This is a genomic window from Kitasatospora sp. NPDC032757, from assembly GCF_055579305.1.
Genome location: NZ_JBVINN010000004.1, coordinates 205,422 through 230,568, shown reverse-complemented (window position 1 = coordinate 230,568; position 25,147 = coordinate 205,422). Strand labels below are relative to the sequence as shown.

The 25,147-nt window shown below is 72.8% G+C and carries 23 protein-coding genes and 1 tRNA gene; 10 read left to right on the top strand and 14 right to left on the bottom strand.

The window, feature by feature from the left end:
• Nucleotides 1-56: 56 nt before the first annotated feature.
• The 3 genes from ACZ5WK_RS08700 to ACZ5WK_RS08690 all read left to right on the top strand — a co-directional run bounded on the left by ACZ5WK_RS08700 (nt 57) and on the right by ACZ5WK_RS08690 (nt 2,294).
• On the top strand, nt 57-230 hold the full coding sequence (locus ACZ5WK_RS08700; RefSeq protein WP_465546295.1) for a hypothetical protein: 174 nt from the start codon (nt 57-59) through the stop codon (nt 228-230).
• A gap of 50 nt (nt 231-280) precedes the next feature.
• Entirely contained in the window at nt 281-838 is a 558-nt protein-coding gene (locus tag ACZ5WK_RS08695) for a hypothetical protein (RefSeq protein WP_465546293.1), read from the top strand.
• Between the two features lie 397 nt (nt 839-1,235).
• The gene (locus ACZ5WK_RS08690) at nt 1,236-2,294 is read left to right on the top strand and encodes a ferritin-like domain-containing protein (protein WP_465546291.1); all 1,059 of its coding nucleotides are present in this window, start codon (nt 1,236-1,238) and stop codon (nt 2,292-2,294) included.
• Nucleotides 2,295-2,345: 51 nt separating this feature from the next.
• On the opposite strand, the gene def is transcribed toward ACZ5WK_RS08690, so the two are convergent.
• From def to ACZ5WK_RS08650, 8 genes are all read right to left on the bottom strand, one after another.
• On the bottom strand, nt 2,346-2,981 hold the full coding sequence (def, locus tag ACZ5WK_RS08685) for a peptide deformylase (protein ID WP_465546289.1): 636 nt from the start codon (nt 2,979-2,981) through the stop codon (nt 2,346-2,348).
• 63 nt (nt 2,982-3,044) lie between these two features.
• The gene (locus ACZ5WK_RS08680; RefSeq protein WP_465546287.1) at nt 3,045-4,034 is read right to left on the bottom strand and encodes a tetratricopeptide repeat protein; all 990 of its coding nucleotides are present in this window, start codon (nt 4,032-4,034) and stop codon (nt 3,045-3,047) included.
• Between the two features lie 259 nt (nt 4,035-4,293).
• A complete protein-coding gene (locus tag ACZ5WK_RS08675) occupies nt 4,294-5,592 on the bottom strand; it encodes an HD-GYP domain-containing protein (protein ID WP_465546285.1) in 1,299 nt (432 codons plus the stop codon).
• Nucleotides 5,593-5,699: 107 nt separating this feature from the next.
• Nucleotides 5,700-7,130 carry an HD-GYP domain-containing protein gene (locus tag ACZ5WK_RS08670; RefSeq protein ID WP_465546283.1) on the bottom strand — a complete coding sequence of 477 codons (1,431 nt, stop codon included), beginning with the start codon at nt 7,128-7,130 and terminating at the stop codon, nt 5,700-5,702.
• Nucleotides 7,131-7,438: 308 nt separating this feature from the next.
• Nucleotides 7,439-7,843: a mycothiol system anti-sigma-R factor gene (gene rsrA / locus ACZ5WK_RS08665; RefSeq protein WP_465546281.1), complete on the bottom strand. Its 405-nt coding sequence runs from the start codon at nt 7,841-7,843 to the stop codon at nt 7,439-7,441.
• Nucleotides 7,840-8,583 (bottom strand): sigma-70 family RNA polymerase sigma factor, encoded by a 744-nt coding sequence (locus ACZ5WK_RS08660; protein ID WP_465546588.1) that lies wholly within the window; start codon nt 8,581-8,583, stop codon nt 7,840-7,842. The genes rsrA and ACZ5WK_RS08660 overlap by 4 nt, the downstream gene beginning before the upstream one ends.
• 302 nt (nt 8,584-8,885) lie before the next feature.
• Nucleotides 8,886-9,521 (bottom strand): alpha/beta hydrolase family protein, encoded by a 636-nt coding sequence (locus tag ACZ5WK_RS08655; protein WP_465546279.1) that lies wholly within the window; start codon nt 9,519-9,521, stop codon nt 8,886-8,888.
• A 22-nt stretch (nt 9,522-9,543) separates the two neighbouring features.
• The gene (locus tag ACZ5WK_RS08650; protein ID WP_465546277.1) at nt 9,544-10,296 is read right to left on the bottom strand and encodes an SOS response-associated peptidase; all 753 of its coding nucleotides are present in this window, start codon (nt 10,294-10,296) and stop codon (nt 9,544-9,546) included.
• A gap of 154 nt (nt 10,297-10,450) precedes the next feature.
• On the opposite strand from ACZ5WK_RS08650, the gene ACZ5WK_RS08645 reads away from it, so the two are divergent.
• The 5 genes from ACZ5WK_RS08645 (at nt 10,451) to hisN (ending at nt 15,202) form a co-directional block, all read left to right on the top strand.
• Nucleotides 10,451-11,167, top strand: coding sequence for a M50 family metallopeptidase (locus ACZ5WK_RS08645; protein WP_465546275.1), 717 nt, complete (start codon nt 10,451-10,453; stop codon nt 11,165-11,167).
• A gap of 196 nt (nt 11,168-11,363) precedes the next feature.
• Entirely contained in the window at nt 11,364-12,695 is a 1,332-nt protein-coding gene (gene aroA, locus ACZ5WK_RS08640; protein WP_465546273.1) for a 3-phosphoshikimate 1-carboxyvinyltransferase, read from the top strand.
• A gap of 16 nt (nt 12,696-12,711) precedes the next feature.
• Nucleotides 12,712-13,764 (top strand): ribosome small subunit-dependent GTPase A, encoded by a 1,053-nt coding sequence (gene rsgA / locus ACZ5WK_RS08635; protein WP_465546271.1) that lies wholly within the window; start codon nt 12,712-12,714, stop codon nt 13,762-13,764.
• Nucleotides 13,765-13,883: 119 nt separating this feature from the next.
• Nucleotides 13,884-14,207, top strand: a complete 324-nt coding sequence (locus ACZ5WK_RS08630; RefSeq protein ID WP_396320751.1) for a DMT family transporter — start codon at nt 13,884-13,886, stop codon at nt 14,205-14,207.
• 197 nt (nt 14,208-14,404) lie between these two features.
• Nucleotides 14,405-15,202 carry a histidinol-phosphatase gene (gene hisN / locus ACZ5WK_RS08625; RefSeq protein WP_465546268.1) on the top strand — a complete coding sequence of 266 codons (798 nt, stop codon included), beginning with the start codon at nt 14,405-14,407 and terminating at the stop codon, nt 15,200-15,202.
• A 120-nt stretch (nt 15,203-15,322) separates the two neighbouring features.
• Here hisN and ACZ5WK_RS08620 read toward each other — a convergent pair whose 3' ends face one another.
• Nucleotides 15,323-16,801: a catalase gene (locus ACZ5WK_RS08620; protein ID WP_465546266.1), complete on the bottom strand. Its 1,479-nt coding sequence runs from the start codon at nt 16,799-16,801 to the stop codon at nt 15,323-15,325.
• A gap of 106 nt (nt 16,802-16,907) precedes the next feature.
• On the opposite strand from ACZ5WK_RS08620, the gene ACZ5WK_RS08615 reads away from it, so the two are divergent.
• Entirely contained in the window at nt 16,908-17,327 is a 420-nt protein-coding gene (locus tag ACZ5WK_RS08615; RefSeq protein ID WP_465546264.1) for a Fur family transcriptional regulator, read from the top strand.
• 70 nt (nt 17,328-17,397) lie between these two features.
• On the opposite strand, the gene ACZ5WK_RS08610 is transcribed toward ACZ5WK_RS08615, so the two are convergent.
• From ACZ5WK_RS08610 to ACZ5WK_RS08600, 3 genes are all read right to left on the bottom strand, one after another.
• Nucleotides 17,398-19,383 (bottom strand): tetratricopeptide repeat protein, encoded by a 1,986-nt coding sequence (locus ACZ5WK_RS08610; protein WP_396320747.1) that lies wholly within the window; start codon nt 19,381-19,383, stop codon nt 17,398-17,400.
• Nucleotides 19,384-19,739: 356 nt separating this feature from the next.
• Nucleotides 19,740-19,813, bottom strand: a tRNA-Met gene (locus ACZ5WK_RS08605).
• 73 nt (nt 19,814-19,886) lie between these two features.
• The gene (locus ACZ5WK_RS08600) at nt 19,887-22,871 is read right to left on the bottom strand and encodes a UPF0182 family membrane protein (RefSeq protein WP_465546262.1); all 2,985 of its coding nucleotides are present in this window, start codon (nt 22,869-22,871) and stop codon (nt 19,887-19,889) included.
• Between the two features lie 211 nt (nt 22,872-23,082).
• On the opposite strand from ACZ5WK_RS08600, the gene ACZ5WK_RS08595 reads away from it, so the two are divergent.
• Nucleotides 23,083-23,646 carry a PPA1309 family protein gene (locus tag ACZ5WK_RS08595; protein WP_396320745.1) on the top strand — a complete coding sequence of 188 codons (564 nt, stop codon included), beginning with the start codon at nt 23,083-23,085 and terminating at the stop codon, nt 23,644-23,646.
• A gap of 40 nt (nt 23,647-23,686) precedes the next feature.
• Here ACZ5WK_RS08595 and ACZ5WK_RS08590 read toward each other — a convergent pair whose 3' ends face one another.
• Together ACZ5WK_RS08590 and ACZ5WK_RS08585 are read right to left on the bottom strand one after the other, a co-directional pair.
• The gene (locus ACZ5WK_RS08590; RefSeq protein WP_465546259.1) at nt 23,687-24,769 is read right to left on the bottom strand and encodes a YlbL family protein; all 1,083 of its coding nucleotides are present in this window, start codon (nt 24,767-24,769) and stop codon (nt 23,687-23,689) included.
• Between the two features lie 42 nt (nt 24,770-24,811).
• On the bottom strand, nt 24,812-25,000 hold the full coding sequence (locus ACZ5WK_RS08585) for a hypothetical protein (RefSeq protein WP_396320743.1): 189 nt from the start codon (nt 24,998-25,000) through the stop codon (nt 24,812-24,814).
• Between the last annotated feature and the right edge of the window lie 147 nt (nt 25,001-25,147).

The following is a 25,147-nucleotide window of genomic DNA, read 5'->3' as shown; positions in this document are numbered from 1 at the left end:
CTGCGGGTTTCGCCCAACCGACCGAAACGAAGCGTCGCCGTACACATACGGAACTCATGGAGCGGATCGACAACAACCCGGTCCGGAAGGACTTGACGACCGGCTGCCTGGTCGAGCTCGTGGCCGTGCAGGACGGAAAGGCCCTGGTCCGGCCGCTCTTCGAGCCGGACGCCCCGCCGCACCGGGTGCCGGTCAACCAGCTGACCACCCTCACCAGCCTGTGGAACTGACCGAGGCCCGGGAGTCAACACTGCTCGATACCGCCGAGAGGAGCACCCCCGTGACGACCCAACCGCCCGAGCCGCCCCCGCCGCCGGCGCCGCCCGGCCCCGGACCGGTGATCCCGGCCGCGCCGCACATGGCCGACGTCCTGCTGGGTCCGATGATGTTCGACTCCGTCGTCTCGACGGTGCTCGACAACAACCGCGGCATGGCGGTCGAGATGGCACAGCGGATCACCCGGGAGGCGATCGCGTTCGTCGTCACGGGCGCGCTCCGGCGTGACATCGCCATCGTGCCCAGTCGCATCGTGGACGAGGGCTGGCACGCCCTCATCCAGCACACCGAGACCTACGCGGACCTGTGTGGGCGCTTCGGGGAGTTCGTTCACCACAGCCCCGGATACGGCGTCGAGAACTACGACCCGAACATCCTGGAGCACACGCAGGACGCCATCCGGGCCGCCGGTTTCAACATCGACCAGGATCTGTGGCGCGCCCCCGACGATGACCACCTGGTGACGGTCACTGCGGGCTGCCAGCACGCCCCGGCCAAGGACGGACCGATCAAGCCCATGCCGAAGCCGGAACACCCGTGCCACAAGCCGAAGGCAGCGTAGGCGGCGTACCCTGCGGAGCACACGACAGGAGGTGCTCCGGTGGAAGAGTGGATTGACCCTCGGTACGCAGAGCTGGTTGCGCTCTATCGACAGCAGCAGGAGACGCCAGAGGGCCCGTCGTACGGCGTGCCCACCGATGACGTACCGATCCGTGGTTTCGTGATGGGGCCGATGCCCCAGCAGTAACGCCGCTGGCCCTGGTCGACGACACCATTGTGTGGTCGACCAGGGCCGTGAACTCCCCCGCTCCCGTCCGGCGCTCACGCCGGGCGGGGCGGCCACACCTCCGCACGCCGCCCGTCCGGATGAACTCCCGGGCCACACCGGCGGCAAACATCCGCACACGATCAGCCCCCCGGCTACGGTCCGGCCCACAGCCGAACGAAAGGGGCCCACCGTGACGACCGGAATCCTCGACTACCAGAGCGACGCCATCGTCCAGCTCATGAACATGGCGGAGGACGACTGGACCGAGCAGGAGCTCAAGGACGCCCTCCAGCGGGCCATCATGCTGGAGCTCTCCACGATCCCGCCGTACGCCACCGCGCTCTGGTCGATCACCGACCCGGACAACAGCAAGCCGGTCCGCCACACGATCCGCGAGATCGTCTTCGACGAGATGTCGCACTTCGGCCTGGTCTGCAACATGCTCACCAGCATCGGCGGCACCGTCGTCCTCACCGACCCGGCCACCGTCCCGAAGTACCCCGGCCAGCTGCCCGGCGGCGTCAACCCCGGGTTGGAGGTCTTCCTCAGCGGGCTGACGCGGGAGTCGGCCGGCCTCTTCTCCGACATCGAGAAGCCCGAGCACCCGCTCGCCTTCGCCGTCGACGGCAACACCATCGGGGCCTTCTACCAGCGGATCGCCAACGTCTTCCCCACGTTCGCCCACCTGCTGACCGGTCAGCGGCAGGTGACCTTCCCGCTCGGGTCGGGCCACGGCGCCGGCAACGACATCGTCGCGATGAACACCATCGACGACGTACTGAACGCCATCCACATCATCCAGACCCAGGGCGAGGGGACCGACGTCTCCCCGGACAACCCCTTCCCCGGCGCTTCGGGCGAACTCGCCCACTACTACGCCTTCAAGGAGATCGCCGTCGGCAAGAAGCTCGTCCTCGACGAGCAGACGCAGCAGTTCGACTTCACCGGCGCCGACGTCCCGCTGCCGGACACCTCCCCGGTCGCCCGGGTCCCCGCGGGCGGGTGGGCCAACTCCCCCGGCAACGAGCCCGACGCGACCACCGCCGAGCTCCTCCGGACCTTCAACCAGCAGTACAGCGACATGCTGCGCGCCCTCGAAGACGCCTGGGGCCCCGGCGGGGCGGACATCTTCCCGGCCATCGGGCTGATGGGCTCCATGCGCCACACCGCCCAGCAGATCAACGCCGTCAAGCTGCCCCTCGACCCCCGCTTCACCTACGGCCCGGAGTGGCTGTTCGTCCAGCCGTAGGCACCCACGCGAAAGGGCCGGTGCGCGCGCACCGGCCCTTTCGTCACACCGTCAGGCGTTCGGCACCGTCGCGTAGCGCGGAGTGCCCTCAGCCATCTGCCGCAGCGCGTCCTTGCGGTCCCGCTTCGACAGCTTGTCGATGTAGAGGAACCCGTACAGGTGGTCCGTCTCGTGCTGGAGGCAGCGGGCGAAGAAGCCGGTGCCCTCGACCCGGATCGGGTTGCCGTCCTTGTCCTGGCCGGTCACCGCGGCGTAGTCCGGCCGGGGCAGCTCGGCGTACGCCGTCGGCACCGAGAGGCAGCCCTCGTTGCCGTCGTCCAGCACGCGCTTGCTGCCGGCCGGCAGCTCCTCCAGCACCGGGTTGATGACGTGGCCGATGTGGCGCACGCCCTCGTCGTCCGGGCAGTCGTAGACGAACACCTTGAGGTCCACGCCGATCTGGTTCGCGGCCAGGCCCACGCCCTCGGCCGCGTACATCGACTGGAACATGTCGTCGATCAGCGCCGAGAGCTCACCGTCGAACGCGGTGACGTCCTTGACCTCCCGGTGCAGCACCGGGTTGCCGTACACGGTGATCGGACGCGCCGTGCCCTTCGAGAGGTCCGGCTGCTCACCGACCACCTTCACCGGCTGGGCCGCCTCCGCGTCGTGGTCGTGCTCGTGCTCGTGGTCGTGCTGCTCCGCCATCGCTGCTTATCTTCCGCTTCCGTGGACTGTCTGGCCGTACCGACCAAGGGTAAGCGGCCAGGCTCAGCAGACCTCTTCGAGATCCCGGTACGCCCGCGTTCCCGGCGCGGCCGCCACCCAGCGGTCCAGCAGCGTCCGCACCAGACCGGCCGGGGCCGCGATCCCGCACTCCCGCTCCACCAGCCAGGACATGCCGCCCGCGCCCTGGCTCAGATGGCTCAGGTGCCCCGGATGGGCCGCATCCCCGTCGTCGTGCGGATCGTGGTGGGCGGTGTGCCCGTCGTCCGAGGCCATCCGGCTCTCCGAACAGGCCCGGCAGAGCAGCCGCACCGAGGACGTCCAGTCCTCCGCCGCATACCCCGCCTCCGCGACCAGCCGCTCCAGCGCGTCCCGGTCCGCCGCCGTGGCGGCCTGCAACAGCACCACGTACGTCGGCACCGGCGACGGCGCCCACAGCTCGATCTCGTCGAACACCGGGTACGCCACTCCGTCGCTCACCCGCTCACCGTGCGGGGCGCCGTCGTGCAGCACCACCTCGCCCCAGCGGCGTCCGGACGACGGCAGCGGGATCGACAGCACCTCGATCCGGGCCGGGTCCAGCCGACGGCCCCAGACCACCTCGGACTCGCCGTCCGGCGACAGCCGCACCGGGGTCGTCCCCAGATCCAGGCTCACCGGACCGTCCGGCTGCGCCCCGGGCCCGCCCGGCAGCCGCAGCCCGTACGCCTGCCAGGCCCGCCGGGCCAGCGGCCAGTCCTGCAGCGCCGTCGCGGTGATCCCCAGGTTCCACCAGTCGGGGGCGCCGTGCTCACGGTCCAGCAGCGCCACCGCGCGCAGCCCGGCAGACCGCGCCTGCTCCCAGTCCCGCCGGAACTTGTGCAGCAGCGCCAGGTTGAACCACGAGTCGGACAGCCAGGGCTCCAGATCGGCCGCCATCACCAGCAGGGCACCCGCGTCCTCGTACCGGCCGTCGCCGATCAGCGTGAAAGCCCGGTCGGTCGTCTGCCGCCAGGTGGCGGACGGCCGGTGCCGTGCCCGGTGGAAGATCCTCACGTTCGTCCCTGCCGTCGTCGTCCGCTCAAGTCCCGCATCCGCTCCCGCGTCACGGGCCCGGTGTCCCGGGTCGGTGTTCCACGCTACGACCGCATCCAACCACGCCCGCCACCGCCCGCGCTCCCCACCGCCCGCGGTTGCCCCCGCCACCGGCCCGCCCCTACCCAGCCTGCCCGCCCCACCGCCCCGCCTCAACCCCAGCGGGCCGCACTCTCCCGCGCATTCCCCGCACGCTGCTCCGCGCGGGCGCCCCGGGGCCCTACCCCCGGACCCGGACCAACGCGTCGACCACCCGGGCGTCGTAGACCCGCCCCCGCCCCAGCCGCAGCACCTCCAGCACCTCCAGCCGCCCCACCGCCTCCCCCAGCCCGCGCCCCCGCGCCGCCGTCAGCAGGTCGTCGTGCGCGTTGGCCACCCGGACGATCCGCGCCGCGAGCGGCACCTCCTGCGCACCTCCGTCCGACCCGCCCTCCGGCCGCCCGCACCACGGATCCGCCAGCCGGGCGACCTGCTCGGCCACCTGCCGCGGCACCCCCGTCCGCCGGATCACCTCGCTCCCCAGCCGGGCGATCCGCTGCTGCTCCTCCTCCGGCAGCAGCGCCGTCGCCCCGTCCGGCACCGGCTCGACCAGCGACAGCTGGCCGACGTCGTGCATCAGCGCCGCGTACTCCAGCAGGGCGAGCTCACGGGTGCCCAGCCCCAGCTCGCGCCCGACGGCGCACGCCGTGTCGGCGACCCGCCGGGCGTGGCCGGGCGGGGTGTAGCCGGCCACCTCGGTGGCCCGGGCCAGGCTGGCGATGGTCTGCCCGGTGGTGGCCCGGACGGCGGCGGCCCGCCGGAACGAGACCTGGGCCAGCAGCAGCGGCGTGCAGAACAGCGGCAGCGCCCAGAGCCCGACCTCGCCCGCGGCCAGGCTGACCAGCAACCCGGTGGCGGTGATCGCGGTGCCGATCCCGAACAGCGACCGCAGCTCGTCCTCCAGCGCCGCCGGGAACCGCAGCCTGCTCCGGTCCCGCCGCAGCACCGCCGCCAGGGTGGCGTCCCAGAGCGCGGCCAGCGCGGCCACCAGGGTCAGGAACACCCCGTACGCGGGGCCGTCCGCGGAGATCCGGTCCACCAGTCCGCTGGTGTAGAGGGGCTGGAAGATCGCGGCCGCGAAGCCCGCGCCGAGCAGCCGCCGGGCGGCGCCGTCGCGCCGCGCCCGGTCCCGCCACGGCGCGTGCCGGTGCCGCCGGGCTCCGTGCGGCAGGACGACGGCCGGCAGCAGCGCGAGCAGCAGTCCGACCCCGGTCACCGCGACCACCTGGAGCACCCCGTGCGCGGTCGGCAGCCCGCGCAGCGGCCCGAGCAGCGCGTACGCGAGCGCGCCGGCCGCCCCGATCGGCGCCTGCTCGCGGTCGCCCGGAAGGGTGATCCGGACGCACTCGCCGAGCGCGATCAGCACCGTGAAGGCCACGGCCACCCCGGGCTCGGCGATCCCGCGCACCGCCACCGCCGCGAACGCCAGGGCCAGCAGCGCGAGCGCCCCGCCGTGCACCGCCAGCGTGCCCCCGTGCACCGCCCCCGCCCCCGGGCGGGGCCCGCCGGGCCGCAGCAGCCGGGGCCCGCCCGGCGCTCCTCTCCGGTGAGCCCGCCGGTGCGGCCGCGCGCCGCCGGTCGCCGCGATCACGACGGACCGGCCGTCGGCACGGTGCCGCCCTGGACGGGCACCCGTCGCGGGGCCGCCCGGGCCGGCTCGGGGACGCCGAGCGGGATGTCCGGCACCGCCCGGATGCAGTCGCCGGGCGGCGGCAGCACCGGCTGCCAGTCGTGCACCGAGAGCGCGTCGACCAGCGCCCGGACCATCACCGGGTCGAACTGGCTGCCCGAACAGCGCTCCAGCTCGGCCATCGCCTCGGCGACCGGCCGGCCGCGGCGGTAGGAGCGGGTGGAGGTCATCGAGTCGAAGGCGTCGGCGACGGAGATGATCCGGGCGAACTCGGGGATCTGCTCGCCCACCAGCCCGCTCGGGTAGCCCCGGCCGTCCATCCGCTCGTGGTGGTGCAGGATCCCCGCGTGCGCCTCCCCGAGGAAGGCGATCCCGCGGACCAGCTCGTACCCGTGCACCGGGTGCACCTCGACGGCCCGCCGCTCGACCTCGGTGAGGGGACCGTTTCTGCGCAACAGTTCGGTGGCGACCCCGAGCTTGCCGACGTCGTGCAGGATGCCCGCGAACCGCAGGGTGCGCAGCCGCTCGGACTCCATGCCGAGCTGATCGGCGATCAGCACCGCGGCCCTGCCGACCCGTTCGCTGTGCCCGCGGGTGTAGGCGTCCTTGATCTCGACGGCCTGGACCAGCGCCTGGACGGTGGCCTGGTGGGCGTCCCGCTCGCGGTGGCCCTGGGCGAACACCCAGGCCGAGATGGAGAGCGGCAGCAGTGCCAGCAGCGCCGCGAAGGCCCCGTAGGGGCCCTGCCAGAGCACCGCGACCATCAGCCCGCCGGCCGCGTGCACCAGCACCGGCAGTCCGATCGCGGCGGCCGGGCCGCGCAGCAGCACGACCGGCTGCCGGCCCTCGGCCAGGACCAGCATGCCGCCCACCAGCACACCGTTGACCAGGCAGAACACGGCGAGCGCGGCGAATCCGGGCAGCAGCGCGGCCGGGAACCGGGAGCCGAGCAGCAGTTGCGGCCCGGCGAGCAGGCGGAAGACCACCGAGGAGGCGAAGGCGGAGAGTGCGAGCTGGGAACCGTTCCAGAACTGCCGCCGCCGGCCGTCCGGTTCGACGGGGCCGAGCAGCGAGGGCACCACCGCGACCAGCGCGGCGGCGGCCGGCGGCAGCATCAGCACCCCGGCGAACAGCACCGGGAAGAAGGCGTTGGCGCACGGCCGGGCCGGGGCCCGGTCGGGCAGCGGCCGGCGCAGCAGGATGCGGACCAGCCTCAGGCAGGGCGTGGGCAGCCCCTGGGCGAGCGACTCCCAGCACCCGTGCAGGAAGGCCAGCAGCCCGACCTTGGGCCAGTCGACGGGTGCGCCGAGCCAGCCCGGCACCCCCGGCGGGAGCGGTGCGGCCAGCAGCGGCAACAGGCAGCAGACCGCCGCCACGGGGACGGCCACCAGGTAGCGCGCCGCGCCCGGGGGCAGGTCCGCGTCTCCACTGTCGGTAGCGATCTCGACCTCCCCGCGTCCTGGCCCGCTCTGCGCTCAGCGCGCCGGGGCAACCGGCGGTGAGTGTCCGTCAGGAGGATAGGCCGCCGTTCCGGCACAGCGACGCATGATCGCGGAATGCCGCAGTTGGCGCACCGCCAACTCACTCGAACGAGTGACGGCGCACGCGAGCAGAAAGGGGGCGGCCCCCGGAGCACGTGCTCCGGGGGCCGTCTGGTCCTCAGGTGAACCGTCCGCCGTACGACGGGCGGGCCCGCTCACTCCGCCGGAGCGCCCGCCTCGACCGGGGTGCCCGGCCTGGCCGCCGGCTCGGCGGTCTCCTCTACCGGGGCCTTCCGGCCCTGCCCGGCCTCGCCGTGCGCCTCGACCGTGGGGTCGACGGCGACGACCGCCTCTCCGGACCGCTGCCCGGCCCGGATCGAGTCGATCCTGGCCAGCACCTTGCCGCGGAGGTCGGCCGGGGTGTCGTCGCACCCGCAGCAGCGCTTGATCAGCGCCTTGATGGCCTGCTCGAGCCCGTACTTCTCCAGGCACGGCGAGCACTCCTCGAAGTGCACTCGCAACTTGGCGTAGTCACCCTCGGCCATCTCGTTGTCGAGGAATTCATAGAGGTGGTCGAGGACCTCGCCACACTCGGTGTCGTGCGGATCGCCGCAACTCATGAACCCGAGCCCTTCGCTTCCTGCCCTGCCCCGCTGCCGGCCGGGACCAGCCCGCGCTCCCGGGCGTAGTCCTCCAACATGCCGCGCAGCTGCCGGCGGCCGCGGTGCAGTCGGGACATCACCGTACCGATGGGAGTACCCATGATGTCCGCGATCTCCTTGTACGCAAAGCCCTCTACGTCCGCGAGATAGACGGCGATACGGAATTCCTCCGGGATGGCCTGGAGGGCGTCCTTCACGTCGCTGTCCGGGAGGTGGTCGAGCGCCTGGGTCTCCGCCGAGCGCAGACCGGTCGACATGTGCGACTCGGCCCGGGCCAGCTGCCAGTCCTCGATCTCCTCGGCGGCGGTGCGCTGGGGCTCCCGCTGCTTCTTGCGGTACGAGTTGATGAACGTGTTGGTGAGGATGCGGTACAGCCAGGCCTTGAGGTTGGTGCCCTCACGGAACTGGTGGAAGGACGCGTACGCCTTCGCGAACGCCTCCTGGAGGAGGTCCTCCGCATCGGCCGGGTTGCGGGTCATCCGCAGCGCCGCCGAGTACATCGGATCCAGGTAGCCCAGGGCGTCGCGCTCGAAGCGCTCCCGCCGGGCCTCCTCGCTCTCCTCCGCCGACACCCGGAAGGTGTCCTCACCGATCGCCTCGGCCAGCTCCTCACCGGTGAGCGCCTCCCCCACGGGCAGGCTCTCCTCCGGGCCCCGGCCCGGCTCGGCCTCGTGCTCGGTCCCGACGACCGGACCCACCTCCTCGCCATGGCGGGCGCGACCCACCGCGGGCCGCCCCGAAATGGAGGATATCGGGCTGACGGGCTTCTCGCCCGCGACAATCCAGTCGGACCACGCAGGGGCGAAGGCCGCGGCGGCCTCGCGCTCCTCCGGCCGCTCGGGGCACGCGATCGAACCCATCTGTGCTGCCTTCCACCCGGACTCAAGCTGACAGGGGTGTCAACCACGGCGACGGCGCCCGCATTCCCGCCCTCCGGCGGCTTTTCACCCGCACGGGTGAGGGCGCGGCACCGGCCCGTCCGCGCTGCCCGGCAGTGCGGCTAGACCAGCCCGAGCACCCAGTCGCCGACCGCCCCGGTGATCAGATCCAGCACCTCGTCCTGCCCCACCGGCGCCCGCTTCGGCACCTCGAAGCCGTGATTCCCGTACGGCAGCGGCACCAGCGTGTGCCCCGCCGGCAGCTCCGGGAACTCGTCCGGGGCGCCGAACGGATCCGCCGCGCCCTGCACCACCAGCGTCGGCAGCCCGGACTCCAGCAGCTCCTCCGCCCGGCTCTTCTCCGGCCTGCCCGGCGGATGCAGCGGGAAGGCCAGCGCCACCACCCCGGCCGCGCCGGTCGCCGCACCCGTCCGGCAGGCCACCCGGGCCCCGGCGCTGCGCCCGCCGACCACCAGCGGCACCCCCTGGCCGGCCAGCAGCCCGGCGACCGGGGTCCAGGCCGCGTCCAGCGTCTTCGGCGCGGGCCCGAGGCGCTTCCCGGCCACCCGCCAGGGCTGCTCGACCAGCGCCACGGTGATCCCCCGGGCCGGCAGCGCGGCGGCCAGCGCCACCAGGTCGCGCGCCCCGATCCCCCCGCCGGCGCCGTGCCCGAGCGCCACCACCGCCCTCGGGGCGGCCGCGCGGTGCCAGGTGATCCGGGCGTCCCCGGCGGGCGTCGGGACGAGTTCGGTGGTCATCGTGCAGGTGCTCCAGGGGAGTTCAGAACAGCGTGGTCTCGTACTCGGGCTCGTCCCACGGCCGGGTCAGCTCGGGGCCGTTGTTGCGGATGCTGCCGACCGCCGGTGAGACCGGGGTGGCCAGCAGGGCGCCGGGCCGCGGGGGTATCAGCAGCCGGCGCAGCTCGTCCGGGTCACTGAGCCCCGGGTCCAGCCAGTCGTCGAAGGACTCCCGGTCCAGGAAGAGCGGCATCCGCTCGTGGATCGGGGCGAGCAGCTCCTCGGCCTCGGTGGTGACGATCGTGCAGGTCACCAGCCAGGCCTCCGGGTGGCCGGCGGGCACCGTCCGGTTGCGCCAGAACTCGTACAGCCCGGCCAGCGCCAGCGGGGCGCCGTCCGCCCGGGAGACGAAGAACGGCTTCTTCTTAGGCTTGCCGCGCTCGCCGGGCAGCGTCTGCCACTCGTAGTAGCCGTCGACCGGCAGGATGCACCGCCGGGACGCGAAGGCCTGCCGGTACGAGGGCTTCTCGTGCACCGTGTCCGAGCGGGCGTTGATCATCTTCACCGCCGTCTCCGGCGACTTCGCCCAGGCCGGCACCAGGCCCCAGCGCAGCACCCGGAGCTGCCGCACCGGCGCCGCCTCCCCCTTGGGCACCCGGTCCAGCACCACGAAGGCGCTCTCGGTGGGGGCGACGTTCCAGCTGGGGGCCAGCGTCTCGGCCGGGTCCCACTGCCGGACGCCGAAGAGCTCCAGAAGGTCCTCGGGCTTGCTGCTGGAGGCGAAGCGACCGCACATGCCGTCAGCTTGCCATGCCCCCGTTCTCACCACTTCCTCATCCCACGGAGCGAACCGCGGCCTCCCGCCCGGCCGTCCCCGCATGGGAGGCTGCCACCCCCGGCGACCGCGACGCGGCCGGCCCGGGCACGGCCGGACGGAGGCGAAGAGGGACATGGACGTACAGAACATCGGCGAGGTGTGGGACCGCGTCACCGGCACCCAGCCGGGCCCGCCCGGCTGGCTCGCCCTGGCCGCCGGCGCCGCAGCCCTGCTCCTGGTCACCGTCCGCCCGCTCTGGCGGATCGCCCGCAACGCCGTGACCATCGCCCACGAGGGCGGACACGGCATGGCCGCACGCGCCACCCGCCGCAAGCTGGCCGGCATCCGGCTGCACTCCGACACCTCCGGCCTCACCCTCTCCTACGGCCGCCCCACCGGCCCGGGCATGGTGCTCACCGCCGCCGCCGGCTACACCACCCCGGCCCTGCTCGGCCTCGGCTTCGCCGCACTGCTCGCCACCGGCCGGATCACCCTGCTGCTCTGGCTGGCCATCGCACTGCTGCTGGCCCTGCTGGTCCGGATCCGCAACGCCTTCGGCTTCCTCAGCGTCCTGCTGGCCGGCGCCGCGTTCTTCCTGGTCTCCTGGTTCGGCACCGCCGGGGTGCAGGCCGGCTTCGCCTACCTCGGTACCTGGTTCCTGCTGCTCGGCGCCGTCCGGCCGGTCCTGGAGCTGCAGTACCAGCGCCGGCGCGGCCAGGCCCGCGACTCCGACGCCGACCAGCTGGCCCGGCTCACCGGCGTCCCCGGCCTCGCCTGGGTCACCCTCTTCCTGGTCACCGCCCTGGCCTGCCTGGCCCTCGGCGCGAGCTGGCTGCTGCCCACGGGCTGAGCGCCCGGAGGCGGGCGGGCGAGTCACCGTCCCGAGCCGAAGGGCGCGCCGGTGCCGAAGGTGATGAGCGACAAGCGACCGACGCAGGAGAGAGCGCCGGCGCCGGGTCCGAGCGCCCGGAGGCGGGCGGGCGAGTCACCGTCCCGCCATCCGGCCGCCGCGCGGACAGTTCCCGCACGGCCCCTAAACTTGCCCCATGACCGAGACCCTGTGGCCCGCCCCCGTCGCGACCACCCCTGTTGACGCCACCGTCACCATCCCCGGCTCCAAGTCGGTCACCAACCGGGCCCTGGTGCTGGCGGCGCTCGCCGACGAGCCCGGCTGGGTGCGGCGCCCGCTGCGCAGCCGCGACTCCCAGCTGATGGCCGACGGCCTGCGGGCCCTCGGTGTCGGCATCGAGGAGCAGGTCAACAACGACGCCGGCGGCACCGGCGGCGGCGAGGCCTGGCGGGTCATCCCCGCGCCCGCGCTGCGCGGCCCGGCCTCGGTGGACGTCGGCAACGCCGGAACGGTCATGCGCTTCCTGCCCCCGCTGGCCGTCCTCGCCGACGGCCCGGTCCACTTCGACGGCGACCCGCGCAGCTACGAGCGCCCGCAGCACGGCGTGATCAACGCCCTGCGCGCGCTCGGCGCCCGGATCGACGACGGCGGCCGCGGCGCCTTCCCGCTCACCGTGCACGGCACCGGCGCGCTGGACGGCGGCCCGGTGGAGCTGGACGCCTCGTCCTCCTCCCAGTTCGTCTCCGCCCTGCTGCTGTCCGGGGCCCGCTACAACCAGGGTGTGGAGGTCCGCCACGTCGGCGGCCCGGTGCCCTCGCTGCCGCACATCCGGATGACGGTCGAGATGCTGCGGCTGGCCGGCGCCCAGGTCGACGCCCCCGAGGACGGCGGCGAGAAGGACGTCTGGCGGGTCACCCCCGGCGCCCTGATCGGCCGCGACATGGTGGTCGAGCCGGACCTCTCCAACGCTGCGCCGTTCTTCGCCGCCGCGCTGGTCACCGGCGGCCGGGTCACCGTCCGCGACTGGCCGAAGCACACCACCCAGCCCGGCGACCAGCTGCGCGACATCTACACGCAGATGGGCGGCGTCTGCGAGTTCACCGACGAGGGCCTGCAGTTCACCGGCACCGGCCGGATCCACGGCATCGAGGCCGACCTGCACGACGTCGGCGAGCTGACGCCGGTGATCGCGGCCGTCGCGGCCCTCGCCGACACCGAGTCCCACCTCTACGGCATCGCCCACCTGCGGCTGCACGAGACCGACCGGCTGGCCGCGCTCGCCAAGGAGATCAACGACCTCGGCGGCGACGTCACCGAGACCGAGGACGGCCTGCGGATCCGCCCCCGCAAGCTGCACGGCGGCATCTTCCACACCTACGAGGACCACCGCCTGGCCACCGCCGCCGCGGTGATCGGCCTCGCCGTCGAGGGCGTCCAGGTGGAGAACGTGGCCACCACGGCCAAGACCCTGCCGGACTTCCCGAAGATGTGGGACGAGCTGCTCACCGGGACAGTGGCGGGCGGCTGAGCGGGAGACTGGGCACATGCGCCGCTACGGCAAGGACGCCGACGAGGACGACATCCGCAACCGCCCCGCGCGCCGGGGATCCCGGCCGCGGACCCGGATCCGCCCCAAGCACGAGGACGCGGCCGAGGCGATGGTGCTCACCGTCGACCGCGGCCGGCTGACCTGCCTGCTGGACGCCGGGACGAAGCAGGAGCGCGAGATCGTCGCCATGAAGGCCCGTGAGCTGGGCCGCAAGGGCGTCGTCGTGGGTGACATCGTCAACATCGTCGGCGACCTCTCCGGGGACGCCGACACCCTGGCCCGGATCGTCCGGGTCGAGGAGCGCAGCTCCGTCCTGCGGCGCACCGCGGACGACGACGACCCGTACGAGCGGATCGTCGTCGCCAATGCCGAGCAGCTGGCCATCGTCACCGCGCTGGCCGACCCGGAGCCCCGGCCCCGGCTGATCGACCGCTGTCTGGTGGCCGCGTACGACGCCGGCATGGAGCCGCTGCTGGTGCTCACCAAGTCCGACCTCGCCCCGGCCGGGCCGCTGCTGGAGTCCTACGCCCCGCTCGGCATCAACTACGTCGTGACCCGGCGGGACGAGCTGGCCACCGAGGGCGCCGAGGCGGTCCGCACGCACCTGCGCGGACGCTCGACGGTCTTCATCGGGCACTCCGGGGTGGGCAAGACCACGCTGGTCAACGCGCTGGTACCGCTGCACCAGCGGAGCACCGGGCACGTCAACGCGGTGACCGGCCGCGGCCGGCACACCACCGTCTCGGCGCTGGCGCTGCGGCTGCCGCCGCCCCCGGGAGCCAAGCCGGGCTCGAAGAAGGCGCTCGACCCGGGCTGGGTGATCGACACCCCGGGGTTCCGCTCCTTCGGCCTCTCGCACATCGACCCGGCCCGGGTCATCCACGCCTTCCCCGACCTGGAGCCGGGCACCACCGAGTGCCCCCGCGCGTGCAGCCACGACGAGCAGGACTGCGCGCTGGACGCCTGGGTCGCGGACGGCCACGCCGATCCCGCCCGGCTCTACTCGCTGCGCCGCCTGCTCGCGAGCAAGGAGGGCGAGGGCGACTGACGGCGGGCGGCCCCGGCCGATTTCGCGCGTTCGAGGTGTCGGAGCGGGCCAGCCTGGTGATCATAGGAAAGTCGGGCCGGATCACCGCCCGACCCGTCGATCGACAGGGAGAGCAAGCGATGGCATGGGCCCTGGTGATCCTGGCCGGCCTCCTGGAGACCGGCTTCGCGATCAACCTCAAGCTCAGTGACGGTTTCACCAAGCTCTGGCCCACCATCAGCTTCTGCGTCTTCGCCCTCAGCAGCTTCGGTCTGCTCACCCTCTCCCTCAAGAGCCTGCCGGTCGGCCCCGCGTACGCGGTCTGGACCGGCATCGGTGCGGCCGGCACCGCGATCTACGGCATGGTCTTCCTGGACGAGACCACGTCGGTACTCAAGCTGGTGTCGATCTCGCTGGTGATCGCCGGCGTGATCGGACTGCAGCTCAGCGGCTCGGCGCACTGAGTCCCGCCCGCCGACGGACCGGGCTCGGGCGGCTCCGGGCGGCTCCGGGCGGGGCTTCGGCTCGGGGAGCGGGCTGGGCGGCTCCCGGCGCTCGGGGGCGCGGCTTCGGGGCGGCCCTTCGACTCGCCGCGGAACGTTTCCGTCCGCTCCGCGAGCCCGACTGGGCCGATCCGGGCGGGCTCGCTAGGGTCTTGGCCATGGCCGACTACCACGACGATCTCCGACTCGCCCATGTCCTCGCCGACTCGGCCGACTCGGTCACCCTGGAGCGCTTCCGCGCCCTCGACCTGAAGATCGAGACCAAGCCCGACCTCACCCCCGTCAGCGACGCCGACAAGGCCGCCGAGGAGCTGGTGCGCGGGGTGCTCCAGCGCGCCCGGCCGCGCGACGCGGTGCTCGGCGAGGAGTTCGGTCTGCAGGGCTCCGGCCCGCGCCGCTGGGTGATCGACCCGATCGACGGCACCAAGAACTACATCCGCGGCGTGCCGGTCTGGGCCACCCTGATCGCACTGCTGGAGGACGGCCCGGACGGCGTCGAGCGCCCGGTGGTCGGCATCGTCTCCGCCCCCGCGCTGAACCGCCGCTGGTGGGCGGCCAAGGACCTCGGCGCCTTCGCCGGCCGCAGCCTGGCCAAGGCAAGCCGGATCCACGTCTCCGGGGTCTCCCGGATCGAGGACGCCTCGTTCTCCTACTCCTCGCTCTCCGGCTGGGAGGACCGCGGCCGGCTCGACCCGTTCCTGGACCTCACCCGGGCCTGCTGGCGCACCCGCGCCTACGGCGACTTCTGGTCGTACATGATGGTCGCCGAGGGCGCGGTGGACATCGCCGCCGAGCCCGAGCTCTCCCTGTGGGACATGGCCGCCAACTGCGTCATCGTCGAGGAGGCCGGCGGCCGTTTCACCGGCCTGGACGGCGTCCCGGGCCCGGGCGGCGCCGACGCGGTGGCCTCCAACGGCCTGCTGCACGACGAGGCGCTGCGCCGCCTCAGCGTCTGACGCTGCGCCTCGCCCGCCCGGCCCCGGCCGGAGCGGGCGGCCCGGCGCCCCGGACATGGGTGCGGGCCCGTTCCGACCGGTCATCCGGCCGGGACGGGCCCGCTGCTCATCGGGGTGCCGCTACTGCTGCTTGCGCAGCTCCCGCACCGCGGCCTCCAGCCGCAGGCCGTAGTCGGCGTCGGCCTTGCGGAAGTTCTCGACCGCCCGCTCGACGATGTCGTCGCGGTCGGCCGAGACCTTGGCGATGAAGCCGGCCAGGTTGGTGATCAGGCGCTGCTTCGCGTCCTCGGAGAACAGCCGGTACAGGTTGCCGGCCTGCACGAAGTCGTTGTCCTCGCTGTGCGAGGGCGCCTCGTGGGTGCCGGTGGCGCCGGTGACGGCGGTCGGGGCCCAGAGCGGACGGCCGGTCTGGACCGGGCCGCCGAAGGTGTTGGGCTCGTAGTTCTTCTGACGGCCGTGACGGCCGTCGTACAGGTGGCCGTCGCGGCTGTTGGTGCGCGCCTCGGTGGCGTGCGGGCGGTTCACCGGCAGGTGGTCGGCGTTGATGCCGACGCGGTAGCGGTGGGCGTCCGCGTAGGCGAACAGGCGGCCCTGCAGCATCTTGTCCGGGGACGGGCCGATGCCGGGCACGAAGTGCGCCGGGGAGAAGATCGACTGCTCGACCTCGGCGAAGATGTTGTCGGGGTTGCGGTTCAGCTCCAGCTTGCCGATCTCGATCGGCGGGTAGTCCGCGTGCGGCCAGACCTTGGTCAGGTCGAACGGGTTGAAGCGGTACTGGGCCGCGTCCGCCGCCGGCATGATCTGGACCTGCACCGTCCAGGTCGGGAACTCGCCGCGCTCGATGGCCTCGCGCAGGTCGCGCTGGTGGCTGTCCGGGTCCTCGCCCGCGAGCTTCGCCGCCTCCTCGGCCGTCAGGTTCCTGATGCCCTGGTCGGTCTTGAAGTGGTACTTGACCCAGAAGTGCTCGCCGGCCTCGTTCTGCCACTGGTAGGTGTGCGAGCCGTAGCCGTTGAGGTGGCGGTAGGTGGCCGGGATGCCGCGGTCACCGAAGAGCCAGGTCACCTGGTGGGTCGACTCGGGCGAGAGGCCCCAGAAGTCCCAGACGTTGTCCGCCTCCTGCGAGCCGGTGTACGGGTCCCGCTTCTGGGTGTGGATGAAGTCGGGGAACTTGACGGCGTCCTTGATGAAGAACACCGGGGTGTTGTTGCCGACGAGGTCGTAGTTGCCCTCCTCGGTGTAGAACTTCAGCGCGAAACCGCGCGGGTCGCGGACGGCGTCGGCGGAGCCGAGGTTGCCGGCCACGGTGGAGAACCGCAGGAAGGTCTCGGTCTGCTTGCCGACCTCGGAGAGGAAGCCCGCCCGGGTGTAGGCGGTGACGTCGGCGGTCACCGTGAAGGTGCCGTACGCCGCCGCGCCGCGGGCGTGCACCACGCGCTCCGGGATGCGCTCGCGGTTGAAGTGCGCGAGCTTCTCGAACAGCTGCTGGTCCTGGATCAGCGCCGGACCGCCGATGCCGGCGGTCTCGGTGTTCTGGTTGTCGGCGACGGGGGCACCCGCCTCCGTGGTGAGGGTGGGGCGCAGCTCGTCCTGGGTCGTCATAAGAGGTGCCTCCGCGTGGTCCGGTCCGTGACGGACTCGATCCTAACTTGGACTTTGTCTAAGTCAACACTGGAACCAGACTCGGAGTGTCACTTACCCTGTCCCCATGAGTGACCTGCTGGAACGACTTCGCGGCCGCGGATGGCGGCTGACCTCGCAGCGCCGGGTCGTGGCCGAGGTCCTCGACGGGGAGCACGTCCACCTCACGGCGGACGAGGTGCACGCCCGCGCCGTGACGCGCCTGCCCGAGATCAGCCGCGCGACGGTCTACAACACGCTCGGCGAGCTGGTCGGCCTCGGCGAGATCCTGGAGGTCGCCACCGACGGCCGGGCCAAGCGCTACGACCCCAACGCGCACCACGCCCACCAGCACCTGGTCTGCTCCGGCTGCGGCGCGATCCGTGACGTCCACCCGCTGGGCGACCCGCTGGCCGCCCTGCCCGCCTCCGAGCGGTTCGGCTTCACGCTCTCCGGCGCCGAGATCACCTACCGGGGCCTCTGCCCGGACTGTAAGAACAGGGGCTGACGCCCCGCCCGGCCCCGCACGTCGCGCACCGTCCGTCGCGACACCCGGCCCCGCACGTCGCGCGCGTCCGTTACGCGCTCAACTCCGCGTGCAGCGCGCCCAGCAGCCGCCCGGCGCGCTCCGCGACCTCGGCCGGGCCGTAGTCCGCGGCCCGCCGGCACCAGTTCTCCGCCTGCACCGGCTCGCCCCGGCGCAGCGCGAGCAGGGCCAGCCGCAGCGCCGCCCGGCCGTGGCCCGCGTCCGCGGCCCGCGTGTACCAGAGCATCGCCTCGGCCTCGCTGTCCTGCCGGGCCAGCAGCAGCCCCAGGTTGAACGCCGCACTGCGGCTGCCCGCCTCGGCCGCCCGCCGGTACCAGCTCTCCGCGATCTCCAGCGCCCCGCGCTCCGCCGCCCGCACGCCCATCCGCACCTGCGCCCGCCGGTGGCCGGCGTCGGCCGCGACCGCGTACCAGTGCTCGGCCTCCTCGTCGGCGTCGCCGCGCCGGTCCAGTACCGAGGCCAGCCGGAACGCGCCCTCCGCCGAACCGCCCGCCGCCGCCTGCCGGTAGCGCTCCAGCGCTCCCGCCAGGTTGCCGCGCTGCTCCTGGACCACGGCCAGCTGGAGCGCCGCCTCGCCGTGTCCCTCGGCGGCGGCGCGCGCGTACCACTCCTGCGCCTGCCGGTGCTCGCCGCGCCCGGCGTGCAGGACGCCCAGGTTGAAGGCGCCGTCCACGCTGCCGGCCTCGGCGGCCTTGGAGAACCACGGCTCGGCGCCGGACTCGTCGCCGCGCTGGAGCAGCACCACGGCCAGCGCGTTGCAGGCCTCCCGGTGACCGGCGTACGCGGCGCGGCGGTACCACTGCTCGGCCTGCTGGTCGCGGCCGGCACCGGCGCAGAGCAGGCCGAGGTTGAAGGCGCCGTTCTGGTCGCCGGCGTCCAGCGCGCTCCGGTACCAGCGCTCGGCCTCGGCGGCCTCGCCGCGGGAGGCGTGCAGCGCACCGAGGGCGTTGGCGGCGTTGCCGTCACCGGCCTCGGCGGCCTCCTGCCACCACTCGGCGGCGGCGGTGACGTCCCCGGAGTCGCGCAGCAGGAAGCCCAGCGCGCAGGCGGCACGCGGCTCGCCGTTCTGGGCCGACTGCCGGTACCAGCGGGCGGCCTCGTCGAGCAGCGACTGGTCGGTGCGGGCGCGCTCCTCCAGCAGCACACCGAGCCGCAGCGCGGCACGGGCGTGGCTGCGGGCGGCGGCGGTGCGGTACCAGGTCTCGGCGGTCTCCTTGTCCCCGGCGGCCTCGCGCATCCGGGCCAGCCGGTAGGCGGCCTCCCGGTGCCCGGCGTCGGCGGAGACCTTGAACCAGCGCTCGGCGCGCACGTCGCGCCGGTGCTCCATCAGGTCGCCCAGCGCGTAGGCCCCGAGCGGGTGGCCGTGGTCGGCGGCGAAGTGCAGCCAGTATTCGGCGGCCTCCTCCTCGCCCTGGTCGCGCAGCTGGAGGCCGAGGGCGTGCGCGGCGGGCGCGCTGCCGGCGACCGCTGCCTGCCGCCACCACTGGGCGGCCTCGGCCCGGTGGCCCTGCTGGTGCAGCAGCACGCCGAGGTTGTTGGCGGCGGCGCGCAGCCCGGCAGCGGCGGCGCTGCGCAGGTACGGTTCGGCGTCCTCCAGGTCGCCGCGGCGCAGCAGCAGGGTGCCGAGGCGGCCGGCGGCGTCCGGGTCGCCGTCGTCGGCGGCCTGACGGTGCCGAGACTCCAGGGCGGCCTGCTCGCGGGCGGCCAGCGCGGTCTCGAAGCTGGCGGAGTCGAATCCGGCCGCGTCGGGGGCGGCCGGGTCGCGGCCGTCCTCCCCGTCGGCGGCTTCGGTCATGGCGCCGTACGGGCCGATGGCGGCGGCGAACTGACGGGCGGAGACGTGCACCAGGCTGTCGGGGCCGTAGCCGCCGGAGGGCCGGCGCTCGGTCAGGCCGCTGGTGCGCTGGGCGGGCAGTGCGCCGGGGTGGTTCTCGGGGCTCTCCGCCCAGGCGTCGGTGTCCGCCTCGGTGGCCGCAGCGGGCTTGGCTCCTGGTCCGTTCCTGCCGATCAGCCTCATGCCGACTCCCGCTCCCCCAGAGTGCCGCGGCATTTGCCCCCGGCCTTCGGCCGGGGGGACCCCCAGGGGACGCGCCGGATCCGACGGCCGATCAGCAGCCGTGCACCGTCCCCCACGTGTCCCATCGTCGCATCACCCGCAACCCGCGTACACCTGCCCCGGCCGATTTCGGCGAGGCGGAACCGAAGCCGACGAAATTGCTTCGACGCTTTGTCGATTTCCCGACACTTCGGCCCTACAAACCCCGATGCCGGCGTCGTTGGCGACGGTCGATACTACCGGAGCGGACCCACACACCCCCGGGGGAAACGCCAGAGGCCCGGAGGATGATCCTCCGGGCCTCTGCTGCTACTGAGTAGCGGGGACAGGATTTGAACCTGCGACCTCTGGGTTATGAGCCCAGCGAGCTACCGAGCTGCTCCACCCCGCGTCGGTAGTTGAACTGTAGCACGGTCGCGGGGTGGGGCAGAAATCGGCCATCGCAGCTCACAGGCCCGGGCGGCTCAGGGGCCGGTGGTCGGCGTGGCACTCGGCGAGCCGGTCGCCGTCGCCGCCGACGACGGCGTGGCCGCCGGGGAGAGGCCGGCCTTCTGCTGGGCCACGGCCAGCGCCTTGGCCGCGTCGCTCGCCGCCTTCTGCGCCTGACCGAGGGCCACCAGGTCACCGGCCTTGAGGGCGTTGTCGACGTCGTTCTGCGCCTTCACCACGTCCGCGATCGCCTTCTGCAACTCGGGCGTGACGGTGCCCCCCGGCGCCGGGGTGGTCGGCGTCGTCGGACTGGTCGGCGTGGTCGGCGTGGTGGGCGTCGTCGGGTTGGTCGGCGTGGTGCCGGGGGCGGTGGGCGTGACCGGCGCACCCGTCACCGCGCCGCCGAGGACCTTGGCCAGCGCCTTCTCCAGGTTGTCCTCCACGGCCACGACGGCGTTCTCGTTCCCGTACGTCGCCAGCACCTTCTTCAGCACCGGCACCTTGGCGCTGCGGCCGATCAGGTACACCGGCTCGACGTTGAGCAGACCGCCGCCGACCGGCAGGGTCAGCAGGTTGCCGTACTCGACGTCGGAGTCGGTGCCGGTCTTCAGCAGCGTGAGCTGGTTGGCGACGGTCGGATCCGAGTTGAACTTCGCCTGGACCTGCTTCGGCCCGAGCGCCCCGGAGCCGGTCGGCATCTTGGCGATCCGGATCTTCCCGTAGTCCGGGCCGGGGTCGGCGCTGACCGACATGAAGGCGGCCAGGTTGTCCCGCCCGCTCGGCGCGAAGCTGGTGGTGAGCGAGAAGGTCGCCGCCTGCGCCGCGGGCATCCGGACCGTCAGGTAGTACGGCGGCTGAACCTCGTTGGTGTTGGTGGTCGGGTCCGCCGGCACCTGCCAGATGTCGGTGCCGTTGAAGAAGCCGCCGGCGTCGGTCATGTGGTACTCGGCGAGCAGGTCGCGCTGCACCTTGAACATGTCCTGCGGGTACCGCAGGTGCGGCATCAGCGCGGCCGGGATGTCGGCCTTCGCCTTGACGGTGTCCGGGAACGCCTTCATCCAGGTCTTCAGCACCGGGTCGCTCTCGTCCCACTGGTAGAGCGTCACCTCGCCGGTGTACGCGTCCACGGTGGCCTTGACCGAGTTGCGGATGTAGTTGACCTTGTTGGAGGCGGTCAGCAGCTCACCGCGCTGGTTGGTCAGCGAGTCCTTGGTGGCGTCGCCCAGGGTCGTCTTGGACGAGAAGGGGTAGCCGTCCGAGGTGGTGTAACCGTCCAGCACCCAGACCAGCTTGTTGTCCTGCACCACCGGGTAGGGGTCGGCGTCGATCGACAGCCAGGGGGCGACCTTCTCCACCCGCTCCTTGGGGGTGCGGTCGTAGATGACCTTGGCGCCGCCCTTGATCGCGTCCGAGTAGAGGATCTGCGGCTCGGCGAACTTCACCGCGTACGCGGCCCGGGTGAGCGGGTTGGCCAGCGAGACACCGCTGCCACCGTCGTAGGAGAAGTGCACCGGGGTGCCGTCCTCCGCGGTGTAGTCGATGTCCTGGTACCCGCCGCCGACGATCGAGTACGTCGACGTCTTCTCGCCGTAGTAGACGCGCTGCTCGTACGGGCCGAACGCGCCCTTGGTCGGCAGCGCGGACTCGGTGTAGACCGGGTTGCCGTTGGCGTCGACCTGGTTGCCCTTGGCCGCGATGAGGCCGTAGCCGTGGGTGTAGTTGAAGTGGTCGTTGATCCAGTTCCGCTGGATGCCGTTGAGGTCCAGCTCACGCACGCCGAGCACGGTGTCCTGGGCGCCGTACCGGTCGACGTCCAGCGACTTGGGGAAGGCGTAGTACTTCCGCAGCGCCTGGTTCTGCTGGAAGGTCGGGCCGACCACGTTCGGGTCCAGCAGCCGGATGTCCGCGATGGTCTGGGCGTCCGGCTTCAACGCGTCCGCGTTGGTCGCGTTCCCCGGCTCGTACGTGGTGACCTCGCTGTCCGCGATCCCGTACGCCTTCCGCGTCGCGTCGATGTTCTTCTGGATGTACGGCGTCTCCTTGGCCTGCTCGTTCGGCTTGACCTGGAACTGCTGCACGATCGCCGGGTACACGCCGCCGATCAGCACCGCCGAGAGCACCATCAGCCCGAGGCCGATCAGGGCCGGGGCCCAGGTGCGGCGGACCGGGGTCAGGAAGAACAGCACCGCGCAGATGATCGCGACGAAGAACAGGATGGTCTTGGCCGGCAGGAACGCGTTGGCGTCCACGTAGCGCAGCCCGGTCCAGCCGGTGACGCCCTTGTACGAGCCGGTCTTCACCGCCAGCGCGTACCGGTCCAGCCAGTACGCGACCGCCTTCAGCAGCACGAACACGCCGAGCAGCACAGCCAGGTGGCCCTGCGCGCCGGCACTGGCCCGGCGGCCCGGTCCCTGCAGCCGCAGGCCCCCGTACAGGTAGTGCACCAGCACCGAGGCCAGCAGCGAGACGATCACCGCACTGAACGCGAAGCCCAGCAGGAACTCGTAGAACGGCAGCTCGAAGGCGTAGAACGAGACGTCCATGCCGAACTGGGCGTCCTTGACGCCGAAGGACGTCTCGTTGGTCCAGAGCAGCCACGTCCGCCACTGGCCGGACGCCGCGGCGCCCGCCACCAGGCCGATCACCAGCGAAACCCCGATGAGCGCCCAGCGCTTGAACGGCGCCAGCCCGGACCGGTAACGGTCCAGGCTCTGCTGCTCCGCCGACATCGCCGACAGCGGCGGCCGCAGCCGGTGCGCCAGCCAGACGTTGAAGCCGACGATCACCGCCATCAGCAAGCCGAAGACGGCGAACAGGCCGATCTTCGTCCACAGCTGGGTGGTGAACACCGAGGAGTAGTGGACCGACCTGAACCAGAGCCAGTCCGTCCAGAATCCGGCGAACATGACGAACAGCAGGAAGAGCACCGCGAGTACGCCCAGGGTCAGCAGGAGCACCCGCGCGCGCCGGGAGGGCGGGCCTACCCTGCGCCGGAATCCCGGCCCTGAGCGTTCCGGCATCTGGAATACCACGGGGCACCTCAGCTGTGTCGTCTGGAATCGGTCGGTCGTCAGTGCAACTTAACCAGGCTTTAGCCGAGTTCCCGCCGTTAGCAGACGGTTACGACAGCGTTAGGCGGGCGCCCCCGGCGGCGGCCGCCGCGACGGCGTCACCACCACCCCGAGCCGCCGGTGGCACCGCCCGGGGCGCCCGGCATGTGAGGATTGGGACATGTCCGATGCCACCAATTCCCCCGACGACGTCTCCAAGCTCCCGGCCGCGACCCCGCTGACCCGGGCCGCCCTGGAGATCGACGAGTACGCCGCCACCCTCGGCTGGGACCTCCCGGCCCGGCTGTTCGCCCTGGTGGACAGCGCCGCGCTGCGCAAGGCCGACCCGCGGATCGCCGAACAGCTCGGCCTCGGCGACAGCGAGGAGCCCGGTCTCACCCCGGTCGAGCAGGACGAACTGCCGGCCGGCATGGAACTGGACAAGTTCCTCGGCACCATCGCCTGGCCCGACGCCGTGGCCGGCTGCGCCCTGGTGGTCGAGCGGCTGATGCTGCCGCCGGGCTCCGAGCAGTCCCGCCCGCGCAACGCGTCCGACGCCCAGCTCGCCGAGTGGGTGGCCAACCACCCGAAGCGCGAGGAGGTGCGGATCACCGCCGCCGTGCTGCGCAACGGCAAGAGGGAGATCGCGCTGCGGCTGCGGTCCAAGGACGTCGCCCGCGAGGTGCTGACCGGCCCCGACCTGGTCCCGGGCCTGACCGAGGCCCTGCTGGCGACCTTCTCCTAGTCGCTCCTGCGCGCCGCCCCCGCTCGGTGCGGGGCGGCCGCTACTTGGCGCAGGACGGCAGCGCGGAGGTCTGCCCGGAGCGGATCTGCTCCAGCGACTTCATCGCGCCGTCCAGCGTCTCGGCCTTGACGAGGGTCAGCCCGGACGGGGTGTTCTTGCCCGCCTCCGCACAGTTGGCGGCCGGGGTGAAGAAGTACTCGGCGCCGGCGTCGCGGGCGGCGATCAGCTTCATCGATATCCCCCCGATCGGGCCGACCTTGCCACTGTCGTCGATGGTGCCGGTGCCCGCGACGAACTTGCCGCCGGTGAGGTCCTCGGGCGTCAGCTTGTCGATGATGCCGAGCGAGAACATCAGCCCGGCGCTCGGCCCGCCGACGTCCTGCAGGCCGATGTCGATCTGGAACGGGTAGGTGTGCCGGATCCCGGGGCGGATGCCGACCATCGCGCCGCCGGTGTCCGGGGACTTCACGGTCGGCACGGTGATGTCGGTCCGGGCCGCCGCCGGGTCGGCCTTGCCGCCGTCCTTGACCATCGGCACCACGGTGAAGACCACCGACTCGCCCGGCTGGTGCTTGGTGACCGCCTTGGCGACGCCGTCCGCGTCGCTGACCGGGGTGCCGTCGACCGCGATGATCCGGTCGCCGGCGTGCAGCCTGCCCTCCGCGGGGGCGCCGGCGGTGACCGACTGGACGATCAGCTCGCTGCCGATCGGGATGCCGAGCTGGGTGAGCGCCGCCGTCCGCGCGTGGTCCTCGGAGAGCGCGAACTCCTCGGCGTTCTGCTTCTTGGCCTCCGCGTCGCTCTGCCCCTGGGGGTAGACGTTGTCGTGCGGCACCACCAGGACGTCGTCCCGGAGCCAGCCGACCACCGCGTTGACCAGACTCGGCTCGTACCGCGCCCCGGTGACCTGGACGGTCGTCATGTTGAGGTGCCCGCTGACCGGGTACGACTCGTGGCCGGTGATGGTGATCACCGGCGTGCCCGTCTTCTCCTGCACGCCGAGCGTGTTGTACGTCGGGCCCGGGCTCATCTCCGTGTACGGCACCTTCATCAGCACCGAGGCGCAGAGCAGCGCTATGAGCAGCAGGGTGGCGGCGAGCATCGTCGCAGAGCGGCGTGGCATGCATCGACAGTACGGGACGCCGCTGACGCGGCGCCCGCCGGGCTACCGGCCGGAGCCCTCGCCCTGGCCGGCACCGGCGGTGCTGCGTTCCATCGCGGCCATGAAGCGCCGGTGCTCCGCGAGTGAGGCGGGGTCCCCGGTGGCCCTCGGGGCCCGCTGGGCCCAGCCCGCCCACACCGTGGCGAGCAGGGCGGCGACAACCGGAATGATCAACCAGGCGAGCGCAGCCATGTCAGTACTCCCAGCTCGTCGTGCCTATGAGCAGATTAACCACCCCGGCGGACAACGCGGGCGGCGCCATCCGGGTTACGGGACAGCCGATCGGCTCACTGCCAGGGAGTATTCGGCGTACCGGACCACACCCGTTCGAGTGAGAGC